This is a genomic window from Peribacillus simplex (genome assembly GCF_900156045.1).
GTDB classification, from domain to species: Bacteria; Bacillota; Bacilli; order Bacillales; family DSM-1321; genus Peribacillus; species Peribacillus simplex_D.
The window spans coordinates 124106-140764 of the sequence record NZ_FTMX01000006.1 but is presented as its reverse complement, the minus strand read 5'-3'; the positions used below and the strand labels follow the sequence as shown (position 1 = coordinate 140764).

Genomic DNA, 16659 nt, shown 5'->3' with positions numbered 1-16659 from the left:
TTTAAGCTTAAATGAATTCTTCATATATATGCCACAAGTGTGAGATCTAATTATAAGCCCTCCCTCATTTTATAAGCATTTATTGAAGGTTTCCATGGCCAATCCATTATATTGGGTGTAATCAAACTTCGCTAGTTTAGGATTATCATTACTAACCATGGTAGATAAGCCCTTTTCCAGTCCATCTATGCTATTTTCGACAAGTAAACCATATTTGCCGTTTTCCAAAACGGTTCGGTTAGCCACTATATCAGTAGCCATGATTTTCATTCCTAAAGTCATTGCCTCCAATAATACCATAGGCTGCCCTTCATAATGTGAGGAAAGAACGAAGCAGTCACATTTTTCCATGAACGAAAATGGATTTTCAAGCTGGCCCAAAAGATGAATGGAATGATTTAAGTCCAGCTCATCAATGATTGCCTGCAAATCTTCCTTTAAAGGTCCTTGTCCTAAAATATATAGTTTACTATTTTTGTGTTTCTCATGAAAGCCTGCGAATGCACGAATCAAATTATCTTGACCTTTTTCAGGTGATAATCTTCCCATATTGACAAAGTTAAAATCATTTTTATCAGGATATGGAACGAATTGATTATTCACTTCCAATCCATGGACCTCCTGTACGCTTAACGCCTGTTTATCGATCCAGCCTATAGATATCCCGTCCAATAATATATGGGCATAAGTACCAAGTTGGGTAACCGCTTCTTTATCGAATTCTACGATCCGCCCATTGAAGCTTGGCCCATTTTCCAAGACCATGGCATCTTGCAGCCCATAAGGCTTATCCCAAATATTATAATCGCCCAAGTTAATTTCGGCAGTGCCGCGCACTTCCCGTTCTTTTAACAGGATTGGCTCTTCTATGACTTCGAATGCCCCCGTATTTAACCAGCCAATTTTCTTATTATCGATTTCGAAAAGGTAATAGCCGCCTTTGTTGGTTCTGTTATACTTTATGATCCTGACGATTTGCCCTTCAAAATCGATTGCCCTGCTCACTCTTTTGGCCTTGTAGTTCGGATAAGCCTTCGTCCAGATTGTATGGTCCTCCGGATTGGTTATTTTTCCGTACTTCTGATTACCCGTATTTATTTCCTTCAGCGTCCTATTCTCGATCTTATCAATGAATTTTTTATTGTTTTTATAGTTTCTGGATATTATATACTTTCTTTTCATCATGATTTGCAGCTTGTCATTAAAGCTCATGTCTTCATTGATTGTACAATGTTCAAGCATGGATAAAGCCGAATTATCTATCCAGCCTATTATTTTATCCTTTACAGATATTCTGCTATAAATCGAATGCTGGGTTTTTGCTTCCCTATCGACTTTTACAATGATCCCTTTAAAATCATGACTGCCGGAGATTTTGTACGTGCCTTCAACCTTATACGGCAACGACCAAATATAGTTCGATCGAGGTCTTACTAACCTTGCAATTTTATCCACTTCTTTTTCATAAATGATGCTGTCTGGCAACAGATCAACAGCTTCTTCACTGATCCAGCCAATGATTTGATTGTTATGACTGAATTTGTAAAAAGTGTTCTGATCAGCATGGGCCTTTCTCGAAATCACGATTTCAGCACCTTCAAATCGTTCTTCCAGTGGAAGTTGAGTGGCATTCGACATTCCCGGAAGAGTATTCCAAACATGATTATCCTTAACGTCCCTTAATATCGCCCTTGCTTTGAAGTTTTCTGTGATCAATGCCTTTTCATCATTTTCGATAACTTCAGATTCATTTGGCTCGATTTGAAGGATTTTATCCGGGTTGATCGAATTCATTACAAAATCAAACTTATCGTAGTCTGCGTACTCCAATAGATTCTTTCGGTTTAATTCCATCGTTCCCTCAGAAACACTTACAAGCTTATCAAATCGATTGTATACCGAAAAAATCCCCCGTAGATTAATACGGTGAGGTCTCTTTCCATTTATGACGCGCTCACTATCAGAAAGCAAATCATTATGCATATAACAAACTTTCTTTTTTGCATCTGCCGCCAGCAGATATTTAGCCCAATAATGGCTATAACCGCTAAAATCGATAACAAAATCAAACTTCGTTTTACCGAATAAACGGGCATGCTCCCTAATATAGGCATTTTCCGGGTAAAGCTTCTTCCCTAAGAACCCTCTTTCCCCTCTGTTATGGATGAATTTATCTTTGTAGACTTCCAAAATTTTATACACAGGCAAGCCAGGTTTGAATAGAAAACGCACATTCTTATTAACCTTTCCCATATTTTTCAAAACCTCTTGCGAGTGAGGAGTGGCAGTAAAACAGCTGACATCATATTTATCATAATCAATATTATTCATTAAGTTAAGGAAAGAGGAAGTAATTCCGTTATCCCTCAGTCCACCTGGATAAATCAATATTTTTTCCTTAACGGAATCAAGGCCGGTAATTATGTTCAGTTGTTTCGTAGACTTATTGAAAATATTTTTGACTATTCTCTCTGTTACTTTTCCATCTTCATGGTTCGTGAATTTTTCCTGCATTTTTTTATATTTATCGAAATATCTCAATTTCACATTTTTAATATCTTTAATGGCAAGTGCCAATTCTTTTGAATTAAAAAGCATCGGTCCCGGGAGTTCGTCATTTTGGAGATATTGTCCCCTTTGCTCAGCATAAACGTCCGTATCCCATGTGTAGAACAGAATTGGCTTATCGGTAACAAGGTAATCGAAGAAGATGCTGGAATAGTCCGTGATAAGCAAATCGACGGCAGCAAGCAATTCATTTGTATCCACATGGTCAGGTATTAGTCGATCCTTGATTTCCGAATGCTTGGCAGCTTCTTTATATAGAAATGGATGCACCTTAATGAATAGGTTATATCGCTCACCGATTTGGCTTTGTAAATAATTAATATCTGCAATGATTTGAAGAAGATCGTTATCCACTTTCGCCAGATTCGTCCCCTTCCAAGTCGGGGCATATAAAATACTTTCCTTGGCATCGCTGATTTTCAAACCTAGAGTCCTTAGATAATCCTTATACTCCCCCGGATTCGTGTTCAGCGTCAAATCGATTCTCGGATATCCTTCTTCTATAATTTCACCTTTATACAATCCATTTAGCTTATAGCTATGTGTAAATATGTTGGTAGTATGGGCATTAGGGCTCAAAATGAAATCCGCACTTAAAAAGTTCCTAACGACGTTTTGAGAGACCGAAGGGTTACCGGGTATATCAAAGCCCATATTCTTAAGAGGCGTTCCATGCCAGGTATTGATGTAAATTTGATCGCCTTTAGGGATGAAAAAAGACTGGAATGTGGAGTTATTGATTAAATACTCACTTGTAGCCAACCATTTTAAATATTCCTTTGAATTGCGTTGAACGAATTGAACATTCGGCATATCCCTATACTTCGCCATTACACCTGAGAGGACACTGAAATCCTGGATGGACCAAATGTGCATGAAATCTTGATAGTCTTGATTTTCCAGCATATATTTAAACATCGCGTATGGACTGTCAGTCATACTGTTTCCATCACGACTCTCATATAGAATTGTGTTTTTTTGCACGCTTAATTTCTCATAATACTTTGCATATCTATTTACACGCTGATGATTTTCCTTTAAAAAGAAATTGGCGATAGGCTGTTTAAGGAAATCGACTTTTCTTTTTATTACCTTCTTATTCACTAAATAGGCATCCCCTTTTATGGATTTATATTCACCATTCAAAATTATGTTAGCCTTTCATTAACCAAAAATAACAACTATGAATGATCAATAGTTGGAGATTTTTTAAAAAATTACTCTATTAAATTCAAAGCTTATGAATGGGCAGTAAAAGTTTATTTGTCCACTGCCTTGTGCAGTTCGAGGATATTTTCCATTACTTTTATGATATCGTCCCTTAAATCAGGACGTTGCAGGGCAAATTCAATGGTCGTTTTCACAAAACCATCAACAACACCGACATCAAAGCGTTTTCCTTCAAAGTCGTAAGCGAAGACTTTTTGGATTTCATTCAGTTTTTGGATGGCATCCGTTAACTGGATTTCACCGCCAGCTCCTGTTTCCTGCCTGGCCAGGAAATCGAATATTTCCGGAGTCAGGATGTATCTTCCCATGATGGCTAAATTGGAAGGTGCCGTTCCTTGTTTTGGTTTTTCGACGAAACGGTTCACTTCGTATCTTCTGCCTTCTTGCATAAGCGGGTCAATGATGCCGTATCTATGTGTTTCGCTCTCATTTACCTGCTGCACTCCAATGATCGACGAACCTGTCGCATCATATTCGTTGATTAATTGGCGCAGGGAGGGCACATCGCTTTCCACGATATCATCGCCTAAAAGGACGGCAAAAGGCTCATCACCAATAAAATTACGTGCACACCAAACAGCATGTCCGAGTCCTCTCGGTTCTTTTTGCCTAATGTAGTGGATATTAGCTAAATTGGATGGGTACCGCACCTTCTCCAATAAATCGAATTTCCCTTTTTCACACAAATTATTCTCTAGTTCATATGCATTATCAAAATGATCTTCTATCGCTCGTTTATTCTTTCCTGTGACGATGATTATATCTTCAATTCCCGCTTTCACGGCTTCTTCTATAATATATTGAATAGTTGGTTTATCGACTATCGGCAGCATTTCTTTAGGCATCGCCTTCGTTGCGGGCAAAAATCTAGTTCCCAATCCCGCTGCAGGTATAATCGCCTTTTTAACTTTTTTCATACTTTGTAACTCCTTCATATTAAGATAAATCTACAAAAAATACCATTTTTTTCTGAATCATCCTTTTTATAGTAACATAGACTCGTTTATTGTAAATATATTAACAGAAAAAATACCCTTCTTTTGTAAATTCAACCATAATTTCGACTGCCATTCAATGCAATATCCCGCTTTCTTCTTGAAAAAAATAAGGCCATTCCCCGATATTTCAGGAAAAGGCCTTATTTTTTTTCACTATATGACCAATAGGTCCAAGGACCTGACTATTTAGGTCCACTTATCATTTCATTCGATTTTAACAAGTAGTCTGCATCCGGATCTGTTGCGATCAACAGCCTGCCTATGATTCATCTATTTCAACGTAAAAAAATGGACGTCACCACAAGGAGCGACGTCCACTAAATTATTCAGCTTCGGCAACAACGGTAAAGCGTTGGTTGATGTGCTGCGGGTTTTCAATTTCATCAAGTACTGCAAGGGCAAAATCGGCATAACTTACATAGCTTTCACCCTTTGAATTTACAAGGAGATTGTCTTTTCCCAGTGTATACCCACCTGTTCTTTTTCCTTGCGGATCAAAGAAGGCGGAAGGACTGATGAACGCCCATTGGATGCCAGTGGCATTTTGTAAATCCCCAAGGTTCTTGGATTGATTATAGGCTGTTGCATAGTACTCTTTAGGGAACTCAGGCGTATCCAATACGCGGATCGTTTTTGCCTCGTCAACGAAAAGGCTTCCAGCTCCGCCAACAACGATCAGTTTAGTTTGAGGAGCCCCTTTCATAGCCTCAATCAAAATTTTTCCTGCCTCGACATGCAGATTTTCTTTCCCTGGAGCAGCGCCAAAAGCATTCACCACCACATCGAAACCTTTAATATCTTCAGCTTTCAGATCGAATACGTCTTTTTCCAGTACGGAAACTCCTTGAACTTGGACTTTAGCTCCATCCCTGACAATGGCCGTAACATCATGTCCCCTAGTCAATGCTTCCTTTAAAATCAGACTTCCAGCTTTTCCGCTCGCACCAATAATGCCGATTTTCATTTTAAATTCCTCCTATATATTGTTATTGAAACTTCAATTGTAACTTAATTACTTACATGTAATAATATAAGTTACAGGTTGCCATTTTGTCAACTTTATTATTTAGAAGAGTTCGGAGATATATTCGAGTTTCGGAGATATATCCGGTTTTTCGTCGATATATTGCAATTTCCGGAGATATATCCTGGCTTTTCGTCGATATATAGCAGATTTCGGAGATATATCCTGTTATTTCGTTGATATTTATTACAATTTCCGGAGGTATATCCTGATTTTTCGTCGATATATTGCAATTTCCAGGGAAATATCCTGATTTTTCGTCGATATATTGCAGATTTCGGAGATATATCCTGATTTTTTGTCGATATATATAAAAAAAGCACCATTCTTTTTAGAACGGTGCGCTTAAATTACATGCTGTTTTTCTTTTTCATTAGCAGTCCCATGCAGATAGTGATGAGAGTAAAAGCAATAAAGGCCAAAAACGGGATCGTGATGAATCCTAGCCAATTTATATACTCACCTGAGCAGGGAACACCGCTTTGGCACATTTCGAAATGCTTTAGTGCTGGGATTTTTTGCAGACTATAGTGATACCCTGACACCACCATGCCCAAAATCGATAATGGAAGGATGTATCGGTAAATTTTCAGGTCTTGCTCATAAAAGGCACGGCCCAATAAAATAACGAGCGGGTACATCAAGATCCTTTGATACCAACAAAAGGTACAGGGTACATAATGAAGAATCTCACTAAAGTAGAGACTTCCAGCAGTGGCGATGATCGATAGGATCCAAGAAAATAATAATGGCTTGTTCATCACTATTTCTCCTTCGCTGCATCATCAACCATTTTCTCTAAATCATCAATTGTATTTCCTTCAAACTTCTTGCCATTGACAAATAAGGAAGGAGTCCCAGAAACGCCCAATTCGTTGGCCAAATCCATATCTTTGTTCCATTGGTCCTCGGAATTACCGGCTTTAAAGGAGGAAACTACCTTTTTCACATCTTTGTCATTAGCGATTTCTTTCAATGTTTCTTCTAAGAATTTATCCGTAAACACATCTTTCTTTTCATATTTCAGGTCCTCTGGCTGCTTATCGTACAGAAGCTCATGGAATTTCCAAAAGGTATCATTTCCTAATTCCTGATAAACACTTTCCGCAAATTTAGCGGATCTGGTTGAATCGACGTTAATGAACGAATAATTCATGAAATAAAATTGCGCTTTTCCTGTATCAATCAATTCACTTTGTATAGAAGGAAAGAATTGCTCCTCGAATGTCTTACATACTGGACATTTATAATCACCAAATTCCACTATTTGGACAGGTGCTGATTTTTCACCTAAATAAGGCTGTGATTTATAATCGATTTCATTAACGGCTGTATCTTCGTCCTTCCCATTTGCCAAAAATATAAAGCCAATAATGATTACAGCGATTAACCCAATCATCCAGAACGTGAATGCAGAAGATTGTTTTTGATTACCCTTTTTTTTATTAGCCATCATATACCTCCATCACTTGTAGTTGTGTCGATATTTCTTCTCCAGCCATAGCGGCCGATTTCGGTTCCCCCTTCCTGTTGCTTTCACCTGTAACTGATTCATTTACACGTTATAATATAAGTTTCACCATGCTGGTTTGTCAATTACACATACTTTTTATTTTTGCCTTTGCAGAAACGGCGTTACTTGACAAGGATACGGTTAATGGATAAATATTATTCTTGCAGGCCATTATAACTTGTAACCACTTGAATTACATGTTAAATAATTTATACTATATAAGAATAGAGATTTTAAAGGAGAGAAAAAAGAGATGTCCATCAGTACCCGCTTTTCCGTAGGAATCCATATATTATCTCTTTTAGAAATAAACAAAGAAGGCGTTAACACTTCTGATTTTATTGCAAAAAGTGTAAACACCAACCCAGCCTTAATCAGAAAAATCACCGGCATGCTAAAGAATGCTGGTTTAGTGAACGTTCGTCCGGGTATCGCCGGAGCAACATTGGCCAAGGAATTATCGGATATCACTTTGCTTGATGTTTATCAGGCTGTCAACGTTGCCTCCGATAAAGAATTATTTGGAATCCATGAAAATCCTAATCCAGCATGCACTGTTGGAAGAAATATACAAGATACAATAGAACCCATCTTTTCAGTTGCGGAACTTGCCTTGGAAAAGGCATTGGGAGTGGTTACGATCGAGGATGTCGTTAGGGATATTATGGAAAAGGATAAAGCCAAATAGCAAAAAAAACACATGAGCCTGACTCATGTGTTTTTTGCCGTTTTTCTTATTTATACTTATACTTAGGAACTTCAATCGTCAATTTATAGGAATCTAGTAAACTATACAAATTATAAATCTGTTTCACTTGTTTTGTAGCCCAGCCAATATCAGTCGCATACTGGTGTGAAGCATATCCATATTTCTCTGCAGCTGTAGGATTCCATCTCATTTTGTAAAGCGTGTCCTGTCCAGCAGAGATATATCCTTTGGCGATGAATTCGGCACCGCCTATGATGGCCGCCTCCGGAGTGAACCAGCCAGCATTATAGGCGTATTGAGCGCCGCTGCTTAGCGCCGTTCCGTCAAATGCTCCCACTCCATACATATTAAAGACCGTTTTCCCGTTAACCTTTACGCCAGTCGCTAACGGTGAAGTGCCATTCCCGGTCTCCAGCAAAGCATGTGAAATCAGGTAGATTTCATTGACCCCATATTTCTCCCCTGCCGCAGTGAAGGTTGCAGCTTGGCCTTGCAGAATCCCTTTACCTGAAAGGATTCTATCATTCACTTCAGAAACGTCCATGTTGGTGACTTGAGAGAGCTTGACGAATTGGAATGATTTGATTGGGTCATCCACAAAATTATTCGGGTTAAGATTATATTCTATATCTTCCGGACTGGCATTTACCCATGTCTTGTTATAGTCCACCTCATACCAATAATATCCGTCAGAGCCCTTTACCTTTGATTTAATATTCAATGATTGATTATTACTGACAGGACCGACTACCCAATAATTAGATCCAGCGCCGCCCCTGACACGCCATCCGGTTCCTTCAACCGTACCTTTTGTAGAATTAATTAAAGTTAATCCATCTTCACGTATGTAGGTATTATAATTTTTATCCGTTTGACCATTTACGGCCATTTGAATTTCAACCATCTTTTCCATCGTAAGATCATACTCTTTATCGATCCTGATTATCGATCCATTCGAACTTCCTGGCCCTTCCGGTGCTTTGACCGTTAAATATTGCGTACTGACATATCCCGTTTTTCCATTTGCCGTGACTCTTGACCAGCCATTAGATTCTGAATACACCGTTACGGCCGTATTGTTTACAAGCTTGGCTGTTATTGAAGCGGAAGCTGATGCTTGTGACCGCATATTCAGACTGGAGCCATCATTCACATTTACATATTTAACTAACGTGTTTTCTTCTCCGTCCGGATTCAGCCCCGGTAAAGAACCAGGCTTCGTTGCTGATATATATTGCGTACTGACATAACCTTCCCCGCCATACGCTTTAACTTTTGACCAGCCATTTGATTCCGAGATGACTTCTACCTCTACACCCCTTGCCAATTTCACAATGATGGAAGCACTTTCTGACGGCTTATTCCGCATATTAAGTGAACCCGAGCTGACATTTACATATTTCGTTGTCGTTTTTTCAGGTATGGATGGCTTGGAGTCCATTTCAGGTTTTGTCGTAGAAAGAAAGTCAGCACTGACATACCCTTCCATCCCATTGGCCTTGATCTTCGCCCAACCTTTGTATTCCGAATAGACCGTCACTTCCGTTCCTTTTGACAGCTTTGCGACTATGCTCGCGCTTTCCGACCCGCTTTTTCTCATATTGAGCGTTCCAGAGCTTACGTTTACATATTTCGTCGTCGTTTTTTCAGGCGTTACTGCCGTTGATCCCGTTCCTGGTTTTGTTGTCGATAGATATTTGGCACTGACATGGCCGTCTTTTCCATTGGCTTTGACTTTAGCCCAACCTTTGGATTCCGAATAGACCGTCACTTTCGTTCCTTTTGAAAGCTTTGCGACTATGTTCGCACTTGCCGACCCGCTTTTTCTCATATTGAGCGTTCCAGAGCTTACGTTTACATATTTCGTCTTCGTTTTTTCAGGCGTTACTGCCGTTGATCCCGTTCCTGGCTTTGCCGTCGATAGATATTTGGTACTGACATATCCGTCCTTTCCATTGGCTTTGACTTTCGCCCAGCCATTGGATTCCGAATACACCGTCACTTTCGTTCCTTTTGAAAGGATTGCGACTATGCTTGCGGTAGCTTTTCCGCTTTTTCGCATATTGAGGGAACCCGTGACATATTTCGTTGTCGTTTTTGCAGGTGTGGCTGACGTTGATCCCGATCCTGGCTTTGAAGCAGACAAATATTTGGCGCTGACATATCCATCCTTTCCATTGGCTTTGATTTTCTCCCAGCCATTGGATTCCGAATAGACCGTCACTTTCGTTCCTTTTGAAAGGATTGCGACTATGCTTGCGGTAGCTTTTCCGCTTTTTCGCATATTGAGTGAACCCGTGCTGACATTCACATATTTCGTTGTCGTTTTAGCCGTTACCGCAGCTTTGGTTACCGTTCCTGGCTTCGTTGCCGATAGATACTTCGTACTTACATATCCATCTTTTCCATTGGCCTTGATTTTCACCCAGCCTTTGGACTCCGAATACACCGTTACCTGTGTGCCTCTTGTCAGCTTTGCGACTATGCTGGCACTGTCTGTCCCGCTTTTCCGCATATTAAGCGCACCTGTGCTCACATTCACATATTTTGTTGTCGTTTTAACTGTTGCCGCAGCATTTTTTACCGCTCCAGGCTTCGTTGCCGATAGATACTTGGTACTGACATATCCTTCTTTTCCATTGGCTTTGACTTTCGCCCAACCTTTCGATTCCGAATACACCGTTACCTGTGTGCCCCTTGTCAGCTTTGCGACTATGCTGGCACTATCACTGCCGCTTTTTCGCATATTCAGTGAACCTGTGCTCACATTCACATATTTTGTTGTCGTTTTAATGGTTAATGCAGTTTTCGTTAAAGTCCCTGGCTTCGTTGCCGATAAATACTTTGTACTGACATACCCATCTTTTCCATTGGCTTTGATCTTCGCCCAGCCTTTGGACTCCGAATACACCGTTACCTGTGTGCCGTTTGCCAACTTTGCAACTATGCTTGCATTCTCCGTCCCGTTTTTTCTCATATTGAGCGAACCGGAACTTACATGTACAAACATGACGTCCTCAATACTGGCTTGTTCCGCATGTAGTGGAGCTGCAGATATTTTTTCTTCGAAAGCAACTGTAGACAACACTGCAAAACAGAAAGTTGGTATAATTAATTTCTTCATCTCATTCTCCCTACTAAAGAATTATATTTTTAACATTTATTTAAATATCGGTTAAAATCAGTATAATAATATAGGCATATGTACTCATTCGTTTAAAATATATCATATTTCTTTAGATCTACAGGAGGATAAAGAAGATTGTAACATAATAGTAAACTTATAGACATTTAAGTAATAATATAGAAACATTCGCAACGAAGGGTACCTGGCAAGCAAATGATGAATATAAAGTATATTGATATAATTACTTACCACTCAAATTAATGCTTGTGAGACGAGCATCTTTCTTCATTTACTGAATATACATAAAGGGTGAGCACACTATCCTTATATTTGACGGATCGAGGCAATAACCTATATAATTACTGTATATAACTTATAAGAATCCTTCTGTTAAGGGGAGTAGCTATACAATAAAGTCGTCAGTACAGGATTGAATCCTCGGCTTTATTGGCAACAGATTTTAGTTGTTTGCAAGACCTTGCCGATTATTTGGTGAGGTCTTTTAATTTTTAAAAGACGGTATAACCAATAATCGGTTATACCGTCTTTTTTGATTCGAAAAATTGCACAATAGAGGTGAAAAGTATGCAGAACTATAATGAATTAGCTCAAAGCGTTAAGATTTCCGATGATAAAAAGCATATATTGCTTGATGCCGACCCATCTTTATCACTTATCGGAAAAGGCCGCAGCGCATATGTATTCAAAATACATTCCACCAATAAGGCACTAAAAGTGTTTTTCCCGGATCATACTCATACAGCTAAAGTTGAAGCTGAAATATACAAAACCGTCCAATCCATCGAATACTATCCAACCCTATATGATGCAGGGATAAATTACCTGGTTATAGATCACATTGAAGGCAACACTCTTTTTGAATGTTTAACATTGGGAATCCCGATAACGGAAGAAAACATTGCGGAGATAGACCATGCCCTGCAACTGGCACGGAAAGAGGGGTTGAACCCTTCGGATATCCATTTACGAAACATTTTCATCACTTCCGAAAAAAAGGTGAAGATCATTGATGTTGCAAGGTTTAAGCAAGTGAAATCCTGCAATCAGTGGCACGACTTGAAAAGTGCTTTTCACCTTTTCTATTCGAAGTCATTTTTTCCGAAGAAGATCCCGAGTTTCATACTGAATTCCATTGCAGCAATTTATAAAAAGAGATTTCTGCCCATCTGATCAATACTTAAAAAATCACATTGGAGGCACATATGAAAAAAATAATGACCATTGCTCTACTGTCCATCCTTACATTAAGCGGATGCTCAACTTTAGAAGAAGTCAATTCATCATTGGAATATGCAGATAATGCGACGGAGTATGTAAATACCGTTAAGGATTTCGCCAATGAGGTGCCTGCATTGTCACAGGATGCCGTCACGAATGACGAAGCAAGAGCAAATCTTGAAAAAGAACTGGAATTGATGAAAACGGAGATTGAAGAATTCAATGCAACGGAACCACCCCAAATCGCTGAAGGCATCCATGAGAAGATCGTCAGCTCGAATCAACAGCTTTCAGATGGAATTGAATTATATCTGAATAATATTGAAAATGGTCAAATTGACCCTAAGGCATTGGAAGATTCAGAGATAATGAAATCAATCGATAATATAACAGGATTGGCAAAACAAATTGAAGACTTGGGTAATTAAGCATCCTGCAATGAATAAAAAGGAATCGCTTGAAACAAATTATTGACATGAAACCAAAAGGTTTTATATAATCAACAAAGCAAAACCAATTGGTTTCATATTTTCACTTAAAAAGGAGAATCAGTATGGAAAATCAACATACACTACAGGATATCAAGAAGACGGTCATTCTTGAAGCCCCCATCCAACAAGTTTGGGACACAGTTTCGACTGCAGAGGGCATTGCTTCATGGTTCATGCCAAATGATTTTCAACCGAAAGTGGGACATGAGTTCCATGTGCAATCACCTTTTGGTCCATCTCCTTGTAAGGTAACGGAGTTAGATGCTCCTCATCGTCTTTCATTCAGTTGGGATACGGACGGTTGGTTCATTTCCTTCATTTTAAAAGAGCTTGATGGCAAAACGGAGTTCACTCTTATTCATGGTGGCTGGAAAGAGCCTGAAACGATTCTTCCGAAACCGAATGAAAAAAGCTCAGTGATCCGCGATAGAATGGATCATGGCTGGGAACAGATCGTTCATGCAAAACTTAAAAAGGTTGTTGAGGGCTAAGTGTCCGCAGCAGAAAAGCATGATGTATTTCAGGCTATCGCCGACCCAACCCGCCGAAAGGTCCTGCAATTGCTTGCTGAAGGGGATTTACCCATTTCAGAAATCACTTCTCACTTTTCCATGAGCCGTACAGCGATTGCCAAGCATCTTCATATCCTTTCTGAAGCTGAATTGGTCAGTGGCCGGAAGGTAGGCAGAGAGAAACGCTTTCGGCTTCAGCCTGAACCTTTAGCGGAATTGAAACAGTGGCTTTCTTTTTACGATCAATTCTGGGATAACAAATTATCCATCCTTAAACATGTAATTGAAAATTCAGGGGAAAATGGATTGAAAGTCATCGATAAAGAAAAGGACACGGATGAACCATCTTAATGAAGAAAACCCCCGGCGCATTGCACCGGGGGTTTTTTTCATTAGTTTATGCATCCATATCCACATTGTGTTCTTTACGCTTCCTGATGACCATCGTTAGCAATAGCAGTAGATTGAAAACAATGATGCATCCAGTAAGGAAAACTATACTCGTTGTCAATGCATCCGCTCCAAGGCTCGTGCTCATCGCCTGACGGAAGCCCATGACAGAGTATGTCATTGGTATGAACGGGTGAACATGACTGAAGAAGTTATTGGTCAGTTCCACAGGGAACATTCCTCCGCTTGCACCTAACTGTAATACAAGGAATATCATCGCTAATAAACGACCCGGATTTCCAAATCCTACGGTCAAGAAGGTGACGATGAACATGAAGGTAAGGGAAGTCAGTATGGAAACCCCAATGAATTGCCCCATGTTCTCGACCTGTAAATCCATTCCCCAAATCATGATTGCATCCAACACTAATGCCGAAAGCGTCGCTTGGATAAACAGGACCGTAAATTTACTGAACCACCATGCCACTCCTGAAGTAGGCCTTGTAGAAGGCAAGCCTGTCGGGAATCCCATATTGAAGGCAATAGCTCCTACAAATAAGCCAAGAGACAATACATAAGGAGCCAGTGCATGACCATAATTCGGCACGTCACTGCTTTTTTGTTCTTTAACCTGTGTCGGTTCGGCAATCATGCTGTAATTATCATCGGTTGTTTTATTTTCACTTATTTCTTCTGCCCCATCACCGAGTTTTTCCGAAAGTTCGACCGTTCCATCTTTAAGTGAGGATATTCCATCACCCAATTTTCCGGAACCTTCAGCAAGTGCCGAGGAACCTTCATTGATCTTACCTGCCCCATCGGCAAGCTGGATGACTCCATTGCTTAAAGTAGGCAGATTGCTTGCCAATTGTTCAGTGCCTTTAACAAGTGCTGATGAGCCATCGTTCAAGGCAGCTGAGTTGGCATTCAGTTCATTGGCCCCACTCGCAAGTTTGCTTGCCCCTTCGCCAACTTGGCTAACACCGAACGCATACTTCTGAAGACCATTCCCAAAGGAGGTTGAACCTGCTTGAAGTTGTGAAACTCCATCAACCAACTGACCAGATCCTTCAGTTAGTTTTGATAGGCCATTATTCAACGAGGAACCGCCTTGTGCTAACTGGTTGATCCCCTTCACTAATTCTGGAGTCCGTTCATTTAAACTTTGTGTTGCCGCCGTTAATTGATTGCTGCCTTCAACAGCCTCATTCAAGCCGCCATCTAATTGAGTTGCACCAGGAATCAATTGTTCTTCAAGTGCGTTCCTAATTGCTGTATAGCCGTTTAACGCTGAAACGGCGTTTGGATTGACTTTATTCACCGCATTATTTAAATTGGCCACTTGTTCTGGAAGCTGGCCTAATCCATTCAATACAGGCATTACTTTATCCTTTAATTGCGTTGATAAGTCGGATACACTTGCAGCAAGAGTCGATGCGATTTGTTTTTGTGCTTCCGCTTGGTTTTGAAGTTCATTTTGAATGGCCCCGATTAATTCGGATTGTTGTTCGCCGGTCATGCTTTTGAATGCTTCCGTGCTTTGAACGGCATTGATCGTGCTCTGACCATTATTCGCAATGGTTGATTGTAGTTCCGTTAAGGCCGCTTGACTGTTATTGAGGTCTTCAGTAATGCCAGATACGGTACCGGACGCGCTGCTCCCTGCAGGAACAGCTTCTTGCAATTGATTCACACCGCTTTGAATGCTTGTCAGTCCTTGCTTAAGCTGACTCAGCTGTTCTTCTGCAGGCAATTGGCCATCCATTTTTTTCAGGCCGTCATTTAACGCCTGGCTTCCTACTGCAAGTTTATTGATTCCCTCATTTAAACTTTGCTGACCTGCTGCCAATTTTGGAATTCCTGTCGATTCGTCTGTCAGCTGGCTTGCATTTTGTGATAATTGATTCAATCCATCATTTAAATTCGCACTGCCTGTTTGCGCTTGTGCCAATCCCGTATTTAAAGTTTGGGCCCCTGGAACCACTTTGGCGAGCCCAGTGGAAAGTTGGGATGAACCTTGTAAAAGTGCTTCACTATTATTAGTTAATTCCCCTGTGCCTGATGCAAGTTCGTCCGCACCCTTTTGCAACTGACCGACACCGGAAGTATATTGTGAAACTCCCTTATTTAATTCCGACGCGCCACTTTCAAGCTTGTTGGCTCCTTCCAAAAACTCGCCTACGCCAATTTGAAGTTTATTCGCTCCATCTTTAAAAGTTAATGTGCTTGAAGCCAATTTATTCAGATTTTCCGTCACTTCTTTGTTTCCATCATGCAGTTTTTTAGCGCCGTCATCCAGCTTTGATGCTCCATCTGCTGCATCATTGAATCCATCTCCGATTTTATCAAGCTGGGAGAAAATCGCTTCCGCATATTCTTTTGTGACACTTTCGGCAATTTCCGTTTTCAAATTATTCGTTGCCTGTTTTCCGACCGTTTCAGAAACGAAACTGCGTCCAGGATTCACGTCATACGTCAAATTCATTTTTTTTGGCTTATCATCCATGACGGTTGCAGCATTTTTTGAAAAGTCCTCCGGAATGGTAACGACCATATAATATGTACCATCATCAAACCCTTTTTTCGCCGCTTTTTCCGTTACGAAATGCCATTCCAAATCATCATTGTCCTTTAATTGCTCGATTAGCTCATTACCGACTGTTAAGGTTTTTCCCTCATATTCCGCCTTCACATCCTTATTCACGACTGCAACAGGCAATTTGCCTGTATTTCCGTATGGATTCCAAGCGGAACTAAGAAATAATCCCCCATAAATAATCGGTACGAACAGTAAAACGATTGCGACACCGACCAGTTTTCGATTTGTTAGGAAAAGCTTCCATTCTTGTTTAAGCATG

The 16659-nt window shown here is 40.1% G+C and carries 12 protein-coding genes; 5 read left to right on the top strand and 7 right to left on the bottom strand.

Annotated elements, in window-relative coordinates:
- Positions 1-69: 69 nt before the first annotated feature.
- From BW986_RS20430 to BW986_RS20410, 5 genes are all read right to left on the bottom strand, one after another.
- Positions 70-3672 carry a CDP-glycerol glycerophosphotransferase family protein gene (locus BW986_RS20430; protein WP_076370628.1) on the bottom strand — a complete coding sequence of 1201 codons (3603 nt, stop codon included), beginning with the start codon at positions 3670-3672 and terminating at the stop codon, positions 70-72.
- Between the two features lie 155 nt (positions 3673-3827).
- A complete protein-coding gene (gene galU, locus BW986_RS20425) occupies positions 3828-4715 on the bottom strand; it encodes a UTP--glucose-1-phosphate uridylyltransferase GalU (protein ID WP_076370198.1) in 888 nt (295 codons plus the stop codon).
- A gap of 403 nt (positions 4716-5118) precedes the next feature.
- Positions 5119-5760, bottom strand: coding sequence for an NAD(P)-dependent oxidoreductase (locus BW986_RS20420; RefSeq protein WP_076370196.1), 642 nt, complete (start codon positions 5758-5760; stop codon positions 5119-5121).
- Positions 5761-6170: 410 nt separating this feature from the next.
- A complete protein-coding gene (locus tag BW986_RS20415; protein ID WP_076370194.1) occupies positions 6171-6581 on the bottom strand; it encodes a disulfide oxidoreductase in 411 nt (136 codons plus the stop codon).
- Between the two features lie 2 nt (positions 6582-6583).
- Positions 6584-7273: a DsbA family protein gene (locus tag BW986_RS20410; protein ID WP_076370192.1), complete on the bottom strand. Its 690-nt coding sequence runs from the start codon at positions 7271-7273 to the stop codon at positions 6584-6586.
- A 313-nt stretch (positions 7274-7586) separates the two neighbouring features.
- On the opposite strand from BW986_RS20410, the gene BW986_RS20405 reads away from it, so the two are divergent.
- On the top strand, positions 7587-8021 hold the full coding sequence (locus tag BW986_RS20405) for an Rrf2 family transcriptional regulator (RefSeq protein WP_076370190.1): 435 nt from the start codon (positions 7587-7589) through the stop codon (positions 8019-8021).
- Positions 8022-8067: 46 nt separating this feature from the next.
- On the opposite strand, the gene BW986_RS20400 is transcribed toward BW986_RS20405, so the two are convergent.
- Complete coding sequence (locus BW986_RS20400) at positions 8068-11166, bottom strand: SH3 domain-containing protein (RefSeq protein WP_076370188.1); 3099 nt, start codon at positions 11164-11166, stop codon at positions 8068-8070.
- 588 nt (positions 11167-11754) lie between these two features.
- Between BW986_RS20400 and BW986_RS20395 the strand changes: the two genes are divergently transcribed.
- The 4 genes from BW986_RS20395 to BW986_RS20380 all read left to right on the top strand — a co-directional run bounded on the left by BW986_RS20395 (position 11755) and on the right by BW986_RS20380 (position 13762).
- Positions 11755-12360: a protein kinase family protein gene (locus BW986_RS20395; protein ID WP_076370186.1), complete on the top strand. Its 606-nt coding sequence runs from the start codon at positions 11755-11757 to the stop codon at positions 12358-12360.
- 32 nt (positions 12361-12392) lie between these two features.
- Positions 12393-12836 (top strand): DUF6376 family protein, encoded by a 444-nt coding sequence (locus BW986_RS20390; protein WP_076370184.1) that lies wholly within the window; start codon positions 12393-12395, stop codon positions 12834-12836.
- Positions 12837-12961: 125 nt separating this feature from the next.
- A complete protein-coding gene (locus BW986_RS20385) occupies positions 12962-13390 on the top strand; it encodes an SRPBCC family protein (RefSeq protein WP_076370182.1) in 429 nt (142 codons plus the stop codon).
- Positions 13391-13762, top strand: coding sequence for an ArsR/SmtB family transcription factor (locus BW986_RS20380; protein ID WP_061465208.1), 372 nt, complete (start codon positions 13391-13393; stop codon positions 13760-13762).
- A gap of 46 nt (positions 13763-13808) precedes the next feature.
- On the opposite strand, the gene BW986_RS20375 is transcribed toward BW986_RS20380, so the two are convergent.
- Complete coding sequence (locus BW986_RS20375) at positions 13809-16658, bottom strand: YhgE/Pip domain-containing protein (RefSeq protein WP_081395726.1); 2850 nt, start codon at positions 16656-16658, stop codon at positions 13809-13811.
- Position 16659 lies beyond the last annotated feature (1 nt).